This window comes from Enterobacter cloacae complex sp. 372C4 (assembly GCF_050030615.1).
Lineage (GTDB): Bacteria > Pseudomonadota > Gammaproteobacteria > Enterobacterales > Enterobacteriaceae > Enterobacter > Enterobacter intestinihominis.
In genome coordinates this window covers 4614711-4629993 of sequence record NZ_JBLGUQ010000001.1, presented here as the reverse complement: position 1 = coordinate 4629993, position 15283 = coordinate 4614711, and the positions used below count along the sequence as shown (strand labels likewise).

The following is a 15283-nucleotide window of genomic DNA, read 5'->3' as shown; positions in this document are numbered from 1 at the left end:
CCGCCTGACGCCGGGGCCAGACGGTGTTAACGGTTACGCCTTGTGTGTGGCCGCTTTCATGGATGTGACGAATGCGTGTAACTCAGCCAGCATCTGATCTGGCTTATCCACGTTCTTCTCGATGATTTTCACGATAGCCGAACCGGAAATGGCCCCGGCGGCTTTCGCGTCAATCGCCGCAGTAACCTGATCCGGAGAGGAAATCCCAAAGCCCTGAAGCGGCGGTGCAGCATGGTATTCTGCCAGCTTCTCCACCAGATGATGCAGCGGAAGCGCGGCTTTGTTTTCCGCACCGGTGACGCCCGCACGGGAGAGCAGGTAAGTGTAACCCCGTCCGTAAGAGGCAATCTGGCGCAACAGATCGTCATCAGCATTCGGTGGACAGATGAAAATCGGCGCGACGTTGTGGCGCATCGCCGCCTGACGGAACGGCGCAGACTCTTCAACGGGCACGTCAGCCACCAGCACGGAGTCAACGCCCACGCGGGCGCACTCTGCGTAAAACGCATCAATACCGCGGCTGAACACCAGGTTGGCGTACATCAGCAGGCCGATCGGAATGGTCGGGTGCTTCTGGCGGATCGCCGCCAGCATTTCGAAGCACTGGCCCGGCGTCACGCCCGCAGCAAACGCGCGAAGCGTCGCATTCTGGATTGTCGGGCCATCCGCCAGCGGATCGGAGAACGGAATCCCCAACTCCAGCGCGTCGGCACCGGCGTCAATCAGGGTATCGATAATCTTCAGCGACAGCTCCGGACCGGGGTCGCCCAGCGTCACGAAGGGAACGAAAGCGCCTTCCTGGCGGGCTTTCAGTTGTGCAAATGCGTTGTCGTAGCGTTCCATCAGATTTCCCCTCGTGCTTTCAGAATATCGTGAACGGTGAAAATATCTTTGTCACCGCGACCGGAAAGGTTTACCACCAGCAGTTGCTCTTTTTCCGGGTTTTCCTTCATCATTTTCAGCGCGTGTGCCAGCGCGTGGGAAGACTCCAGCGCCGGGATGATCCCTTCATTGCGACACAGCGTTTTGAAGGCCTCCAGCGCTTCGTCATCAGTGATGGAGACATAATCCGCGCGGCCGGTGCTGTTGAGGAACGCGTGCTGCGGCCCTACGGACGGGAAATCCAGCCCGGCTGAAATTGAGTAAGACTCCTCAATCTGCCCTTCATCGGTCTGCATCATCGGGGCCTTCATGCCGAAATAGATCCCCACGCGACCATGCTTCAGCGGCGCACCGTGCTCGCCCGTTTCAATGCCGTGGCCGGCAGGCTCAACGCCAATCAGCCCAACGCTGGTTTCGTCGATAAAATCGGCAAACATGCCGATGGCGTTAGATCCGCCGCCAACGCAGGCGATCACCGCATCCGGCAGGCGACCCTCTTTTTCGAGGATCTGCGCTTTAGTCTCTTCACCGATCATGCGCTGGAATTCACGCACGATGGTCGGGAACGGGTGCGGGCCTGCCGCGGTACCGAGCATGTAGTGGGCGGTTTCGTAGCTGCCAGACCAGTCGCGCAGCGCTTCATTACAGGCATCTTTCAGCGTGGCAGAACCGCTGTGCACAGGGATCACTTCCGCCCCCATCAGACGCATACGGAACACGTTAGGCGACTGGCGTTCAACGTCTTTCGCCCCCATATAGATGCGGCACTTCAGGCCGAGCAGGGCGCTGGCGAGGGCAGAGGCCACGCCGTGCTGGCCCGCGCCGGTTTCGGCGATAATTTCGGTTTTACCCATACGTTTGGCGAGCAGAGCCTGGCCAAGCACCTGATTAGTTTTATGCGCGCCGCCGTGCAGCAGATCTTCACGTTTAAGGTAGAGCGTGGTTCTGGTGCCTTCGGTCAGGTTGCGGCATTTGGTCAGTGCCGTCGGACGACCGGCGTAGTTTTTCAGCAGGTCAGTAAACTCCGCCTGAAACGCCGGATCTTTCTGCGCGCTCACGAACGCTTCTTCCAGCTGGCGCAGCGCGGGCATCAGGATTTGTGGGACGTACATCCCACCAAACTCACCAAAATACGGGTTAAGTAATGTCGTCATCTTCTCTTCCTTAATATGCACGCAGAGTTTTAAATACCGATGCCAGCTTGCTGGCGTCTTTTATGCCCGGTTGGGACTCTACGCCTGAATTGAAATCGAGGCCGGCGCAGCCGGTTTTGGCTGCTTCCACACAGTTATCGGGGCTTAATCCCCCCGCCAGCAGGACATTGTCCAGCACTTCGCCACGCAGCAGTGACCAGTCGAAACGCTGCCCCGTGCCGCCCTGGCCGTTGTCGAGCACGTATTTATCAACATGCGTAAGGTTACGCGCGGGCAGGATGGCGCCAACGCTTTGCGCTTTCCAGATCTGAACCTGAGGTGCCAGAACATGTCGCAGAGCATCGATGTATGTCTGATCTTCATCGCCATGTAGCTGAACCGCGCTCAGGGATAACGCGTCCGCTTTCGCCGCAACGTCGTTAATATCCGCATTGCGGAACACGCCCACGTAGCTCAGTGGCGCAGCCGCAATCACCTTGCGCGCCTGTTCTTCATTAACGGCGCGAGGAGAGGACTCAACAAAGATCAGACCACCATAGATTGCGCCCGCCTCATACGCCGCCTGCGCATCCTGTTCACGGGTCAGGCCGCAAACTTTGTTCTCACCCAGCAGCACGCGGCGCACGGCCGCATTAAGATCGTCGTGTTCCATCATCGCGGAACCGATCAGGAAACCGTTGGCAAAGTGGCTGAGTTCGCGCACCTGAGCGTAGCTGTTGATTCCGGATTCGCTGATCACCGTGACGCCCGCACCCAGACGCGGCGCAAGCTGGCGCGTACGGTTGAGGTCAATCGACAGGTCGCGCAGGTCGCGGTTGTTAATGCCGACCACTTTGGCTTCCAGCGCGATGGCGCGCTCCAGCTCCTCTTCGTTGCTCACTTCGGTAAGCACGCCCATATTCAGGCTGTGCGCGACGGCGGAGAGCTGGCGATACTGTTCGTCATCCAGCACGGAGAGCATCAGCAGGCAGGCATCGGCCTGGTAAAAGCGCGCCAGCCAGATCTGATACGGGTCGATAATAAAGTCTTTGCACAGAATCGGCTGCGGCGCGATGCCGCTGACTACGGGCAGAAAATCGAAGCTGCCCTGGAAATATTTCTCATCCGTCAGCACAGAAATGGCAGACGCATGATGCTTGTAGATACCGGCAATACGCGCCGGGTCGAAATCGTCACGGATCACGCCTTTGGACGGAGACGCTTTTTTACACTCCAGAATAAACGCGGTACGCGCGCCCTGGAGGGCATCATAGAAACGACGGCTGCTCGGAACGACGTCATTCTGAAAACTGGCGAGCGGCTGCTGTTGCTTACGGGCTTCCACCCAGATGGCCTTATCGGCGACGATTTTCGCTAAAACGGTCTGCATTATTTACCCTCTTGCCGCAAGTGCGGTAACGCGATCGTAAGCTGCACCGGAGCGCAGTACGTCCAGAACTTTTTGGGCGTTGGCTTTCAGATCTTCCTCGCCATGTAAACGCATCAGCATGGCTACGTTGGCCGCCACGGCGGCCTCATGGGCGGCCTCACCTTTACCTTGTAATAAGCGCGTGAGAATGTCACGGTTTTCTTCCGGCGTGCCGCCCGCCAGGGCGTCCTGATGGTACGGGGTCAACCCGAAATCAGCGGCCTCAAGCTGATAGTTCAGCACTTCGCCGTTATTCAGTTCGGCCACCAGCGTGGGCGCATGCAGGGAAACTTCATCCATCCCGCCGCTGTGTACCACGGCGGCGCGTTGGTAACCGAGGACGCGCAGCGTCTCCGCAATCGGCAGGACCAGCTCCGGACTGTAAACGCCAATCAGCGCCAGCGGCGGGTGCGCCGGGTTAATGAGTGGACCGAGCACATTAAACAGCGTCCGGGTTTTAAGCTGCTGGCGAACGGGCATCGCGTGGCGGAAACCGGTGTGATACTTCGGCGCAAAAAGGAAACAGACGCCCAGGTCATCCAGCGCTTCACGGGAACGCTCAGCGTTCATGTCCAGGTTGATACCGAAAGCCGCCAGCAGGTCGGACGATCCGGAACGGCTGGACACGCTGCGGTTGCCGTGCTTCGCCACTTTCAGTCCGCATGCCGCCGCCACAAAGGCGCTGGCGGTCGAAATATTGATGCTGTTGCTGCCGTCGCCACCGGTCCCAACGATATCGGCAAACGGATAGTCCGGGCGCGGGAACGGGGCGGCATTTTCCAGCAGCGCGGTTGCCGCACCGGCGATCTCCTGCGGGCTTTCGCCGCGCACTTTCATGCTCACCAGCGCAGCGGCCAGCTGCTCAGGCTTCAGCTCGCCGCGCACTACGGCGGAGAAAAGCTGGTGGCTCTCCTGCTGGCTCAGGGTCTGGGCCTGATACAGTTTTTCCAGAATCGGTTGCAGGGTGTTGGTCTGCTCCAGCTTTTGCAGCGCCCAGTTGAGCGTTTGCTCCAGCAGGCGCGCGCCGTTAGACGTCAGGATAGATTCCGGGTGGAACTGCATCCCGCAGACGCGATCCGCATCGTGACGCACCGCCATCACCATCCCTTCAAACGAGGCGTTAATCGTCAGCCCGGCCGGAATATTGCTGCCGACCAGTGAGTGGTAACGCGCCACCGGAAGCGGGTTCGGCAGACCGGCAAACATCGCCTGACCGTCATGTTCAATGCTTGACGCTTTACCATGCAGGATCTCCCCCGCCTGACCCACGTAACCACCGTAGGCTTCGACAATCGCCTGGTGGCCGAGGCAGATGCCGATAATCGGCAGCTTGCCGCGCATACGGGTCAACAGCTCAGGCATACAGCCCGCTTCACTCGGTGCGCCTGGCCCCGGGGAGAGCATCAGCACCGGGTTTTGCATGGTCGCCAGACGGTCAATCAGCGTCTGGGCCGGAACGTGGTTGCGATAGATAACGACGTTGTGCCCATTCGCACGCAGCTGATCTGCCAGGTTGTAGGTAAAGGAGTCGATATTATCGAGCAGCAGAATGTCAGCCATCAGAAAATCTCCTGTGCATGGTGTGCGGTAGCAATGGCGCGCAGTACCGCGCGCGCTTTACTGCGGGTTTCGTCGGCTTCCGACTGCGGAACAGAATCCAGCACAATCCCGGCCCCGGCCTGGACGGTAGCAATGCCGTCCTCAACGTAGGCGGAGCGAATCACGATGCAGGTATCGAGGTCACCGTGAGCGGTGAAATAGCCCACCGCGCCACCGTAGCTGCCGCGACGGCGGCCTTCAGCTTCGGCAATCAGCTGCATGGCGCGGACTTTCGGCGCGCCGCTCAACGTGCCCATGTTCATGCAGGCGCGGTAGGCGTGCAGGACGTCGAGGTCGTGGCGCAGCTCACCCACCACACGGGATACCAGGTGCATGACGAAGGAGTAGCGGTCGACTTTGGTCAGGTCTGCCACATAGCGGCTGCCCGGCGTACAAATACGCGCCAGGTCGTTACGTGCCAGGTCAACCAGCATCAGGTGTTCGGAGAGCTCTTTGTGGTCGGTACGCATTTCCAGTTCGATGCGGCTGTCGAGATCGCGGTCCAGGGAGCCATCGGCACGACGGCCGCGTGGACGGGTTCCCGCTATCGGGTAGATCTCAATCTGGCGGCTGGTGGCGTCGTACTTGAGGGAGCTTTCCGGTGACGCGCCGAACAGAGTGAAATCATTGTCCTGCATAAAGAACATGTACGGGCTTGGGTTGCTCTTTTTCAGCACATCGTAAGCCGCCAGCGGCGACGGGCAGGGCAGTGAAAAGCGACGGGACGGCACCACCTGGAAAATCTCCCCGGCACGAATCGCTTTTTGCATCTGACGCACCACCGCGCCGTACTGATCGTCGGTCTGACTCACCTCGCAGGTCATCTTTTCAACACGCTGCACCGGGAGCGCGGGCGGTGCTTCTGACATCTGCTGTTGCAGTTGGCCGATGCGCTGCGCGAGGCGATTTTTCTCAGACACAGATGGCGTGAACAGGCTGGCCTGAATGCGGGTGTATTTTTTCTGATGGTCGATCACCAGCAGGGTTTCGGCCAGGTAGAAGCAGTAGTCCGGGCAGCGGTTACCCTGCTCGGTTTCCGGTAAATCTTCAAAGCCAGCAACCAGGTCGTAAGCAAACAGCCCGCCAAAGAACATTGCTTCGCGCTCATCTTCCGGCACATTGACCAGATTTTGCAGCAGGCGGAAGGCGTCGAAAACGGAGAGTGAGCAGAGGCGGGCATCTTCATCCAGCAACTGGCTTACCGGCGGGAAATGCAGAATTCGCAGGTCCGGATGACGCTCATTTTCAATGCCTGAAGGCAGAGCCGCATCCAGCAGCGGCAGCAGCGACGCGCCATTCTCGGATAACGCCTTAATAGTGACAGTGTCACCCGATGCGGTAATGCGCAGCGCGCTGTCAACCAGCAACAGGCTTTTGAGATCGTCCTTGCTGTCGATATCAGCAGATTCCAGCAGCAGCGTCGCAGGACGTGCACCGCACACCTGATGAAAGAGCGCGGTAGGGTTATGGCGATAGGCCGCCTCGCAGGTCAGCAGTTCGAGGTGGGGTTTGGCTGTTTGCATGTTGTTATTCTCATATTCTGTTCAAAAAAAAGCCCGCTTGGGAGCGGGCTGGGTATCTGTTTGCTTTTCGCAGACGCGTGACACTGCCCGAAGATCAGGAAGTACGCCACCAACCGTGCAGAGCGAAATGTGCTGTCATTTTCAGATACCTTTCTCGTGTGAACTTGCGTACTAGTTAACTAGTTCGATGGCGTGTTGTCAACCCCTGATTTCAGTATTTCGCGGTAAGTCGGTATCATAGGTGCTTCGGATGTCTCCAGACTGTTATGGGAAGTGCTTTGAGCGATACCACCTACGCCGTAATTTATGATTTACACAGCCATACGCAGGCTTCAGATGGCCTGCTGACGCCCGAAGCCCTGGTCCATCGCGCCGTTGAAATGCGTGTCGGCACGCTGGCAATAACCGATCACGACACAACAGACGCCATCCCCGCCGCGCGCGCCGAGATTGCCCGAAGCGGGCTGGCGCTAAATCTGGTGCCCGGGGTCGAGATCTCCACGCTCTGGGAAAACCACGAAATTCATATCGTTGGCCTGAATATTGATACAGAACATCCGGCAATGTGCGCATTTTTGCAAGAACAAAAAGCACGACGCAATCAACGCGCGGAGTTGATAGGCGAACGTCTTGAGAAGGCGCATATCCCCGGTGCGCTGGAAGGCGCGCGCAAGCTGGCGAACGGTGGGGCGGTCACGCGCGGCCATTTCGCCCGTTTTCTGGTTGACGCCGGTAAAGCGACGACCATGGCGAATGTGTTTAAAAAGTATCTGGCTCGCGGGAAAACCGGATACGTTCCTCCCCAGTGGTGTACAATAAAACAAGCTATTGATGTGATTCATCATTCTGGTGGTAAGGCCGTATTGGCCCATCCGGGGCGGTATAATCTTTCTGCTAAATGGCTGAAAAGGCTGCTGGCCCACTTTGCCGAATCCGGCGGTGAGGCGATGGAAGTTGCCCAGTGTCAGCAGGCACCCAATGAGCGTTCGCAGCTCGCGACCTACGCCCGTCAGTTTGGCCTGCTTGGGTCACAGGGTTCAGATTTCCATCAGCCCTGCGCGTGGATTGAACTGGGGCGCAAGCTCTGGTTACCCGCTGGCGTTGAGCCCGTCTGGCAGCTCTGGGAACAGCCACAGCAAATTGAAGAGAGGGAAGTATGAGTCAGTTTTTCTATATCCATCCGGATAACCCACAGCCACGTCTGATTAATCAGGCTGTGGAAATCGTCCGTAAAGGTGGCGTTATTGTCTACCCAACCGATTCTGGCTACGCGCTGGGCTGTAAAATCGAGGATAAAGGGGCGATGGAGCGCATCTGTCGCATCCGCCAACTGCCGGACGGCCACAACTTCACCCTAATGTGTCGCGATCTCTCTGAGCTGTCGACCTATGCGTATGTCGACAACGTGGCCTTTCGCCTGATCAAAAACAACACGCCGGGAAACTACACCTTCATTCTGAAAGGGACAAAAGAGGTGCCGCGTCGTCTGTTGCAGGAAAAACGTAAAACCATCGGCATGCGCGTGCCGTCGAACCCGATTGCCCAGGCGCTGCTGGAAACCCTCGGCGAGCCGATGCTGTCTACCTCGCTGATGCTGCCGGGCAGTGAGTTTACCGAGTCCGACCCGGAAGAGATCAAAGATCGTCTGGAGAAAGTGGTGGAGCTGATTATTCATGGCGGCTATCTAGGCCAGCAACCGACCACCGTGGTGGATCTCACCGAAGACGCGCCAGAAGTGATTCGTGAAGGCGTGGGCGATGTTAAGCCTTTCTTGTAAGGGTGTAAGCAGATATACTACGCGGCCATCAAAGCAGGGCGTTGCCCTGTTTTTGACCTGATTCGACGCCTGTGAAGGCGACACCTGAGGAAGCTCAATGAGCGAGAAGTTACAGAAAGTGCTGGCGCGTGCCGGCCACGGTTCGCGCCGTGAAATCGAAGCCATTATTGAAGCAGGTCGCGTGAGTGTGGACGGTAAAATCGCCACACTCGGTGACCGCGTTGAAATCGTACCGGGGCTGAAGATCCGCATTGACGGCCATCTTATCTCCGTGAAAGAGTCCGCTGAACAGATCTGCCGCGTGCTGGCTTACTACAAGCCGGAAGGCGAACTGTGTACCCGCAACGATCCGGAAGGCCGCCCGACGGTGTTCGACCGTCTGCCAAAACTGCGTGGCGCCCGCTGGATTGCCGTAGGGCGTCTGGACGTGAATACCTGTGGCCTGCTGCTGTTCACCACCGATGGTGAACTGGCAAACCGCCTGATGCACCCGAGTCGTGAAGTGGAGCGTGAATACGCCGTTCGTGTTTTCGGCCAGGTTGATGAGAACAAACTGCGCGATCTGTCGCGTGGCGTTCAGCTGGAAGACGGCCCAGCGGCGTTCAAAACCATCAAGTTTACCGGTGGTGAAGGCATTAACCAGTGGTACAACGTTACCCTGACAGAGGGACGTAACCGCGAGGTGCGTCGTCTGTGGGAAGCGGTCGGTGTCCAGGTAAGCCGTTTGATTCGTGTCCGCTATGGCGACATCCTGCTGCCGAAAGGCCTGCCACGTGGCGGCTATACCGAGCTGGATCTGACGCAAACTAACTACCTGCGCGATCTGGTTGGCCTGACGCCAGAAACCACATCGAAAGTGGCGGTAGAGAAAGATCGTCGTCGTATGAAGGCGAACCAGATCCGCCGTGCGGTTAAACGTCACAGCCAGGTTAGCAGCAATCGCCGCTCTGGCAGCCGTAATAACAACGGTTAATCTAAAAGCCCGGTGAATATACCGGGCTTTTTTCTTCAGTAATCAATCCCTATTTGCGCTTTGATACCCGCATCGAACGCATGCTTAACCGGACGCAGCTCGCTGATGGTATCGGCCAGCTCCAGAATGTCCCGATGACACCCGCGCCCCGTGACGATCGCCGTCTGGTGTGCAGGGCGGTTCCTGAGGGCCTCCAGCACGGCTTCCAGCGGCAGGTAGTCATAGGCCACCATATAGGTGATCTCATCCAGCAACACCATGTTCAGCGACGGGTCAGAGAGCATTCTTTTGGCATGCTCCCAGACGGCGAGGCAGGCTGCGGTATCTGTTTCCCGGTTCTGGGTATCCCAGGTAAAACCGGTCGCCATCACCTGAAACTCAACGCCATGCGGTTCGAGCAGATTACGCTCGCCGTTGGGCCATTCACCCTTGATAAACTGGATCACGCCCACTTTCTGACCGTGCCCGACTGCGCGGGTGGCGGTCCCAAATGCGGCGGTGGTTTTGCCTTTGCCGTTGCCGGTGAACACGATGAGGATCCCGCGCTCGTCCTGAGCGGCCGCCACGCGTGCATCAACCTGTTCTTTGAGACGCTGCTGGCGCTGCTGATGACGGTCTTCACTCATTGCGATATCCCCGGTTTGCGGCCTGGCTGAGCATCGAATGTCATTCCGGTTTTACGACGGCTGTCGTCACCCATTAGCCACAGGTAAAGAGGCATAATATCGGCCGGGGTTTTAAGCTTTTGCGGATCTTCTGTCGGGAACGCGCTGGCACGCATTTTAGTGCGCGTACCGCCAGGGTTAATACAGTTAACCCGCAGATGGCGGTTTTGATACTCTTCGGCCAGCACCTGCATCATTCCTTCGGTGGCAAATTTTGAGGCGGCGTAAGCCCCCCAGTTCGCACGACCCTGACGCCCCACGCTGGAGGAGGTAAACACCAGCGAACCGGAATCTGAGTTAAGTAATAAAGGAAGCAAGGCCTGGGTCAGGAAAAACGTTCCGTTGACGTTAACCTGCATCACCTGCTGCCAAATCTCCGGATCCTGTTCATCCATCGGGCGCACTTCGCCCAGTAACCCCGCGTTGTGCAGTACGCCGTCCAGACGCGAATAATGCGTACTAATGCGCTGGGCAAGGGCCTGACATGACGCTGACGTACAGGTCAGCAGATCGAGCGTATACCAGGGTGTGGGGGTACCGCCGGCGTTTTCGATTTCACGGGCAACGGCTTTGAGCTTTTCTTCATTACGTCCCAGCAGAATAAGGCTCGCACCGTATTCAGAATAAGTCAGCGCCGCTTCGCGACCAATCCCGTCGCTGGCACCGGTAACCAGAATGATGCGGTTCTGTAGAAGGTTTTTTTGTGGCTGATAATGCACGGTGGCTCCTCAGGCGCATTGGGCGTGACTTGCACCTTTATTTATGACTTTTCGGCTTTATGCCCGAAACCGCGTCAGAATTCAATCAGTCTACAGGACAGAACGCTGGGAAATTAACAATTTGCAAAGATTTAAACCAGAAACGGGGGATTCCTGAAGCCGCCTCGCAGAGCTAATGTCCAGAGCGAGACGCCTGCGCAGGGCTGTTGTACACTGGCGTGAAAGATTCGTGGTTAAATCAAGGTGGAACGCGTGGAATTACTTTCTCAGTATGGGTTGTTTTTGGCCAAAATCGCGACGGTGGTTATTGCTGTCGCGGTGATTGCCGTCCTGATTGTCAACCTGACGCAGCGTAAGCGTCAGCGTGGTGAGTTACGCATTACCCGCCTGAGCGAGCAGTATAAAGAGATGCGGGAAGAGATGTCTCTGGCGCTGCTTGACGATCATCAACAGAAGCTGTGGCTAAAAGCCCAGAAGAAAAAACATAAGCAGGACGCCAAAGCCGCGAAGGCGAAAGCTAAGCTCGCCACGCCACAGGCTGACGCAAAACCGCGCGTCTATGTGCTCGATTTTAAAGGTAGCATGGATGCGCATGAAGTCTCCTCTCTGCGTGAGGAAGTGACCGCGGTGCTGGCCGTGGCGACAGCCCAGGATCAGGTGGTGGTACGCCTTGAAAGCCCGGGCGGCGTAGTGCATGGGTATGGACTGGCGGCTTCGCAGTTACAACGTCTGCGGGATAAACAGATCCCGCTCACCGTGGCGGTAGATAAGGTCGCGGCGAGTGGCGGCTATATGATGGCGTGCGTGGCGGATAAAATCGTCGCAGCACCGTTCTCCATTATCGGCTCGATTGGGGTGGTTGCGCAGATCCCTAACTTCAATCGTTTCCTGAAAAATAAAGAGATCGACATCGAATTGCATACGGCGGGTCAGTACAAACGTACGCTGACGCTGCTCGGCGAAAATACCGAAGAGGGACGGCAGAAGTTCCGGGAAGATCTGAACGAAACCCATCATTTGTTCAAAGATTTCGTGCACCGCATGCGCCCAACGCTGGACATTGAGCAGGTGGCTACGGGCGAACACTGGTACGGCACGCAGGCGCAGGAGAAAGGGCTGGTGGATGAAGTGGGTACCAGCGACGACCTCCTGCTCAACCTGATGGAAGGCCGTGAGCTGGTGGGGGTGCGCTTCACCCGACGTAAGCGCCTGCTCGACCGTTTAACCAATAGTGCGGCAGAAAGCGCGGATCGCCTGCTGCTACGCTGGTTGCAGCGCGGACAAAAGCCGCTGCTGTAAAGAAAAACGCGAGGCAGATGCCTCGCGTTTTCGTTTTAATCGACCAGGTGGTACTTCTCTGAGAGGGTATGCGCCAGGTATTTAAACATGTTAAACACGGCGGTGCTTTTCGGGGTTGGTAACCCTTGTTCATCAAGGAAGTATTCACCGCTGAACACCAGCACGCCATTACGTTGTTCCACGCCAGTCGCTTCAATCCCCGCGAGGGTGTCTTCATGGTCGCGAATGAGTTTGTTTGCTTCGATAAGCAGTGAAGCTCGGTCAATGGGTTGGGTCGTATTCTGCATATTCCACTCCTTAAACAGTGACAATAGTCTACGCCTGGGTCGCTTCGGGGGCAAATTTTCCCTGCTATCCACGGGTATAAGGAACAGGGGCTGGCTGGCGGGATTTGCTTTTGCATGCTAATAAAGTTGCGTAACGAATTTTATCAGGTACAGTGTGCGCTTTCGTCATTCTGGCAACAGAATTGCTTGACATTCGACCGGGAATTCGTCACGAATGAACTTTGATGTGAGAAAAATACCCGAAAACTCAATGACCTGGATGTCGCCATACTGACGTTCGGTAAGACAAAGGGGTTGATATCCCCTGACGACGTCGCAATATCAATGGCTCGTCGTCAGCGGAAGGGAAATCAACGTGCGGCGTATTCCTGGAAGAATTAAATTAGGTAAAGGTGAATATGGGTAAAGCTCTCGTCATCGTTGAGTCCCCGGCAAAAGCCAAAACGATCAATAAATATCTGGGCAATGACTACGTGGTTAAGTCCAGCGTTGGTCACATTCGCGATTTGCCGACAAGTGGCTCAGCCAGCAAAAAGAGCGCAGACTCTACCTCCACCAAAGGGGCTAAAAAGCCTAAAAAGGATGAACGTAGCGCGCTTGTCAACCGCATGGGTGTTAACCCATGGCACAACTGGGATGCACAATACGAAGTGCTGCCAGGCAAAGAAAAAGTCGTAAACGAGCTGAAACAGCTTGCTGAAAAAGCAGACCACATTTATCTCGCAACCGACCTTGACCGCGAAGGGGAGGCCATCGCATGGCACCTGCGGGAAGTGATTGGGGGTGATGACAAACGCTACAGCCGTGTAGTGTTTAACGAAATTACAAAGAATGCGATTCGTCAGGCGTTTGAAAAGCCGGGTGAACTGAATATCGACCGTGTTAACGCTCAGCAGGCGCGTCGCTTTATGGACCGCGTTGTAGGCTACATGGTTTCGCCGTTGCTGTGGAAAAAGGTCGCTCGCGGCCTGTCTGCGGGGCGTGTGCAGTCTGTGGCTGTTCGTCTTGTTGTCGAACGTGAACGCGAGATCAAAGCGTTTGTTCCGGAAGAGTTCTGGGAAGTGGATGCGAATGTCACCACGCCGGGCGGCGATGCGCTGCCGTTGCAGGTGAGCCACCACAACGACAAACCGTTCCGTCCTGAAAATCGCGATCAGACCATGGCCGCCGTAGCGCTGCTGGAAAAAGCGCGTTATCAGGTGCTGGATCGTGAAGACAAACCGACCAGCAGCAAGCCTGGCGCACCGTTTATCACGTCAACGCTTCAGCAGGCGGCAAGTACGCGTCTGGGTTACGGCGTGAAGAAAACCATGATGATGGCCCAGCGTTTGTATGAAGCGGGTTACATCACCTACATGCGTACTGACTCCACCAACCTGAGCCAGGACGCAGTCAGCATGGTGCGTGGCTATATCGAGGACAACTTCGGTAAGAAATACCTGCCGGACAGTCCTAATCAGTACGCCAGCAAAGAGAATTCTCAGGAAGCGCACGAAGCGATCCGTCCTTCTGACGTTTCCGTTCTGGCGGAATCTCTTAAAGATATGGAAGCGGACGCCCAGAAGCTGTATCAGCTGATCTGGCGCCAGTTCGTGGCCTGCCAGATGACGCCAGCGAAATACGACTCCACTACGCTGACCGTTGGCGCGGGTGATTTCCGCCTGAAAGCGCGCGGCCGCATTCTGCGTTTCGACGGCTGGACAAAAGTGATGCCTGCGCTGCGTAAAGGTGATGAAGACAGAACGCTGCCTTCCGTCAACAAAGGCGACGAGCTGTCGCTGGTTGATCTGGTACCGGCTCAGCACTTCACCAAGCCGCCTGCGCGTTTCAGCGAAGCGTCGCTGGTAAAAGAGCTGGAAAAACGCGGCATCGGTCGCCCGTCTACCTATGCGTCAATCATTTCGACCATTCAGGATCGTGGATACGTTCGCGTTGAGAACCGTCGTTTCTATGCTGAAAAAATGGGTGAGATTGTTACCGACCGTCTGGAAGCTAACTTCCGTGAGTTGATGAACTATGACTTCACCGCGCAGATGGAGGACAGTCTCGATGAGGTTGCCAGCCATAAGGCCGAGTGGAAGAAAGTTCTCGACAGCTTCTTCAGCGATTTTACCAACCAGCTTGAGAAAGCTGAGAAAGATCCTGAAGAAGGCGGCATGCTGCCTAACCAGATGGTACTGACCAGCATCGACTGCCCAACCTGTGGCCGTAAAATGGGGATCCGCACCGCAACCACGGGCGTGTTCCTCGGCTGTTCTGGTTATGCGCTGTCGCCGAAAGAGCGTTGCAAAACCACTATCAACCTCGTGCCGGAGAACGAAGTTCTCAACGTGCTGGAAGGTGACGATGCGGAGACCAACGCACTGCGCGCCAAGCGCCGCTGTAAGAAATGCGGCACGGCGATGGACAGCTACCTGATCGATCCAAAACGTAAACTGCACGTTTGCGGTAATAACCCAACCTGCGACGGTTATGAGATCGAAGAAGGTGAGTTCCGCATTAAGGGCTATGACGGTCCGATCGTTGAGTGTGAGAAATGTGGTTCCGAAATGCACCTGAAAATGGGACGCTTCGGTAAGTACATGGCATGTACCAACGACGACTGTAAAAACACGCGTAAGATCCTGCGTAACGGTGAAGTTGCGCCGCCGAAGGAAGATCCGGTTCCGCTTCCTGAGCTGCCGTGCGAGAAGTCAGATGCGTATTTCGTGCTGCGTGACGGCGCTGCCGGGGTATTCCTGGCGGCCAACACCTTCCCGAAATCGCGCGAAACCCGTGCGCCGCTGGTAGAAGAGCTGTACCGCTTCCGCGACCGTCTGCCGGAGAAACTGCGTTACCTGGCCGATGCGCCACAGCAGGATCCGGAAGGCAACAAAACCGTGGTGCGCTTTAGCCGTAAAACGAAGCAGCAGTACGTGGCGGCAGAGAAAGAGGGTAAAGCGACCGGTTGGTCAGCCTTCTTTGTCGACGGGAAATGGGTTGAAGGTAAAAAATAAT

14 protein-coding genes and 1 other annotated feature are annotated in these 15283 nt (G+C 56.6%); of the genes, 5 read left to right on the top strand and 9 right to left on the bottom strand.

Features of this window, described 5'->3' with window-relative positions:
* Nucleotides 1-33 precede the first annotated feature (33 nt).
* The 6 genes from trpA to trpL form a co-directional block, all read right to left on the bottom strand.
* On the bottom strand, nt 34-843 hold the full coding sequence (gene trpA, locus ACQG11_RS22475) for a tryptophan synthase subunit alpha (RefSeq protein WP_426728847.1): 810 nt from the start codon (nt 841-843) through the stop codon (nt 34-36).
* On the bottom strand, nt 843-2036 hold the full coding sequence (gene trpB / locus ACQG11_RS22470) for a tryptophan synthase subunit beta (RefSeq protein WP_022648334.1): 1194 nt from the start codon (nt 2034-2036) through the stop codon (nt 843-845). Before trpB ends, trpA begins: the two co-directional genes overlap by 1 nt.
* 10 nt (nt 2037-2046) lie before the next feature.
* A complete protein-coding gene (gene trpCF / locus ACQG11_RS22465; protein WP_032624116.1) occupies nt 2047-3405 on the bottom strand; it encodes a bifunctional indole-3-glycerol-phosphate synthase TrpC/phosphoribosylanthranilate isomerase TrpF in 1359 nt (452 codons plus the stop codon).
* 3 nt (nt 3406-3408) lie between these two features.
* Nucleotides 3409-5004: a bifunctional anthranilate synthase glutamate amidotransferase component TrpG/anthranilate phosphoribosyltransferase TrpD gene (gene trpD / locus ACQG11_RS22460; RefSeq protein WP_022648332.1), complete on the bottom strand. Its 1596-nt coding sequence runs from the start codon at nt 5002-5004 to the stop codon at nt 3409-3411.
* Nucleotides 5004-6566 carry an anthranilate synthase component 1 gene (locus ACQG11_RS22455; protein ID WP_046619707.1) on the bottom strand — a complete coding sequence of 521 codons (1563 nt, stop codon included), beginning with the start codon at nt 6564-6566 and terminating at the stop codon, nt 5004-5006. Before ACQG11_RS22455 ends, trpD begins: the two co-directional genes overlap by 1 nt.
* Nucleotides 6567-6589: 23 nt before the next feature.
* Nucleotides 6590-6684: a sequence feature (Trp leader region), on the bottom strand.
* Nucleotides 6661-6705, bottom strand: a complete 45-nt coding sequence (gene trpL / locus ACQG11_RS22450; protein ID WP_071524153.1) for a trp operon leader peptide — start codon at nt 6703-6705, stop codon at nt 6661-6663. (Overlaps the previous feature by 24 nt.)
* Before the next feature lie 139 nt (nt 6706-6844).
* Between trpL and rnm the strand changes: the two genes are divergently transcribed.
* The 3 genes from rnm to rluB all read left to right on the top strand — a co-directional run bounded on the left by rnm (nt 6845) and on the right by rluB (nt 9316).
* Nucleotides 6845-7726 carry an RNase RNM gene (gene rnm / locus ACQG11_RS22445; protein ID WP_032622438.1) on the top strand — a complete coding sequence of 294 codons (882 nt, stop codon included), beginning with the start codon at nt 6845-6847 and terminating at the stop codon, nt 7724-7726.
* Nucleotides 7723-8343, top strand: a complete 621-nt coding sequence (locus ACQG11_RS22440) for an L-threonylcarbamoyladenylate synthase (protein ID WP_003856793.1) — start codon at nt 7723-7725, stop codon at nt 8341-8343. Before rnm ends, ACQG11_RS22440 begins: the two co-directional genes overlap by 4 nt.
* Nucleotides 8344-8440: 97 nt before the next feature.
* Nucleotides 8441-9316 (top strand): 23S rRNA pseudouridine(2605) synthase RluB, encoded by an 876-nt coding sequence (rluB, locus tag ACQG11_RS22435; protein WP_003856794.1) that lies wholly within the window; start codon nt 8441-8443, stop codon nt 9314-9316.
* 35 nt (nt 9317-9351) lie between these two features.
* On the opposite strand, the gene cobO is transcribed toward rluB, so the two are convergent.
* Together cobO and ACQG11_RS22425 are read right to left on the bottom strand one after the other, a co-directional pair.
* Nucleotides 9352-9942 carry a cob(I)yrinic acid a,c-diamide adenosyltransferase gene (gene cobO / locus ACQG11_RS22430; protein WP_023300262.1) on the bottom strand — a complete coding sequence of 197 codons (591 nt, stop codon included), beginning with the start codon at nt 9940-9942 and terminating at the stop codon, nt 9352-9354.
* Nucleotides 9939-10700 (bottom strand): YciK family oxidoreductase, encoded by a 762-nt coding sequence (locus ACQG11_RS22425; RefSeq protein ID WP_022648324.1) that lies wholly within the window; start codon nt 10698-10700, stop codon nt 9939-9941. The genes cobO and ACQG11_RS22425 overlap by 4 nt, the downstream gene beginning before the upstream one ends.
* A 252-nt stretch (nt 10701-10952) precedes the next feature.
* On the opposite strand from ACQG11_RS22425, the gene sohB reads away from it, so the two are divergent.
* A complete protein-coding gene (gene sohB / locus ACQG11_RS22420) occupies nt 10953-11999 on the top strand; it encodes a protease SohB (protein ID WP_038416163.1) in 1047 nt (348 codons plus the stop codon).
* Nucleotides 12000-12034: 35 nt separating this feature from the next.
* Here sohB and ACQG11_RS22415 read toward each other — a convergent pair whose 3' ends face one another.
* Complete coding sequence (locus tag ACQG11_RS22415; protein ID WP_003856804.1) at nt 12035-12286, bottom strand: YciN family protein; 252 nt, start codon at nt 12284-12286, stop codon at nt 12035-12037.
* A 398-nt stretch (nt 12287-12684) separates the two neighbouring features.
* Here ACQG11_RS22415 and topA point away from each other — a divergent pair, with 398 nt between their 5' ends.
* Nucleotides 12685-15282 (top strand): type I DNA topoisomerase, encoded by a 2598-nt coding sequence (topA, locus tag ACQG11_RS22410; protein ID WP_022648322.1) that lies wholly within the window; start codon nt 12685-12687, stop codon nt 15280-15282.
* Nucleotide 15283: the final 1 nt, after the last annotated feature.

Excerpts from the sequence above, each read along its gene's own strand:
- trpA (WP_426728847.1), bottom strand. The coding sequence starts at position 843 with ATGGAACGCTACGACAACGCATTTGCACAACTGAAAGCCCGCCAGGAA.
- trpB (WP_022648334.1), bottom strand. The coding sequence starts at position 2,036 with ATGACGACATTACTTAACCCGTATTTTGGTGAGTTTGGTGGGATGTAC.
- trpCF (WP_032624116.1), bottom strand. The coding sequence starts at position 3,405 with ATGCAGACCGTTTTAGCGAAAATCGTCGCCGATAAGGCCATCTGGGTG.
- trpD (WP_022648332.1), bottom strand. The coding sequence starts at position 5,004 with ATGGCTGACATTCTGCTGCTCGATAATATCGACTCCTTTACCTACAAC.
- ACQG11_RS22455 (WP_046619707.1), bottom strand. The coding sequence starts at position 6,566 with ATGCAAACAGCCAAACCCCACCTCGAACTGCTGACCTGCGAGGCGGCC.
- ACQG11_RS22440 (WP_003856793.1), top strand. The coding sequence starts at position 7,723 with ATGAGTCAGTTTTTCTATATCCATCCGGATAACCCACAGCCACGTCTG.
- rluB (WP_003856794.1), top strand. The coding sequence starts at position 8,441 with ATGAGCGAGAAGTTACAGAAAGTGCTGGCGCGTGCCGGCCACGGTTCG.
- cobO (WP_023300262.1), bottom strand. The coding sequence starts at position 9,942 with ATGAGTGAAGACCGTCATCAGCAGCGCCAGCAGCGTCTCAAAGAACAG.
- ACQG11_RS22415 (WP_003856804.1), bottom strand. The coding sequence starts at position 12,286 with ATGCAGAATACGACCCAACCCATTGACCGAGCTTCACTGCTTATCGAA.
- topA (WP_022648322.1), top strand. The coding sequence starts at position 12,685 with ATGGGTAAAGCTCTCGTCATCGTTGAGTCCCCGGCAAAAGCCAAAACG.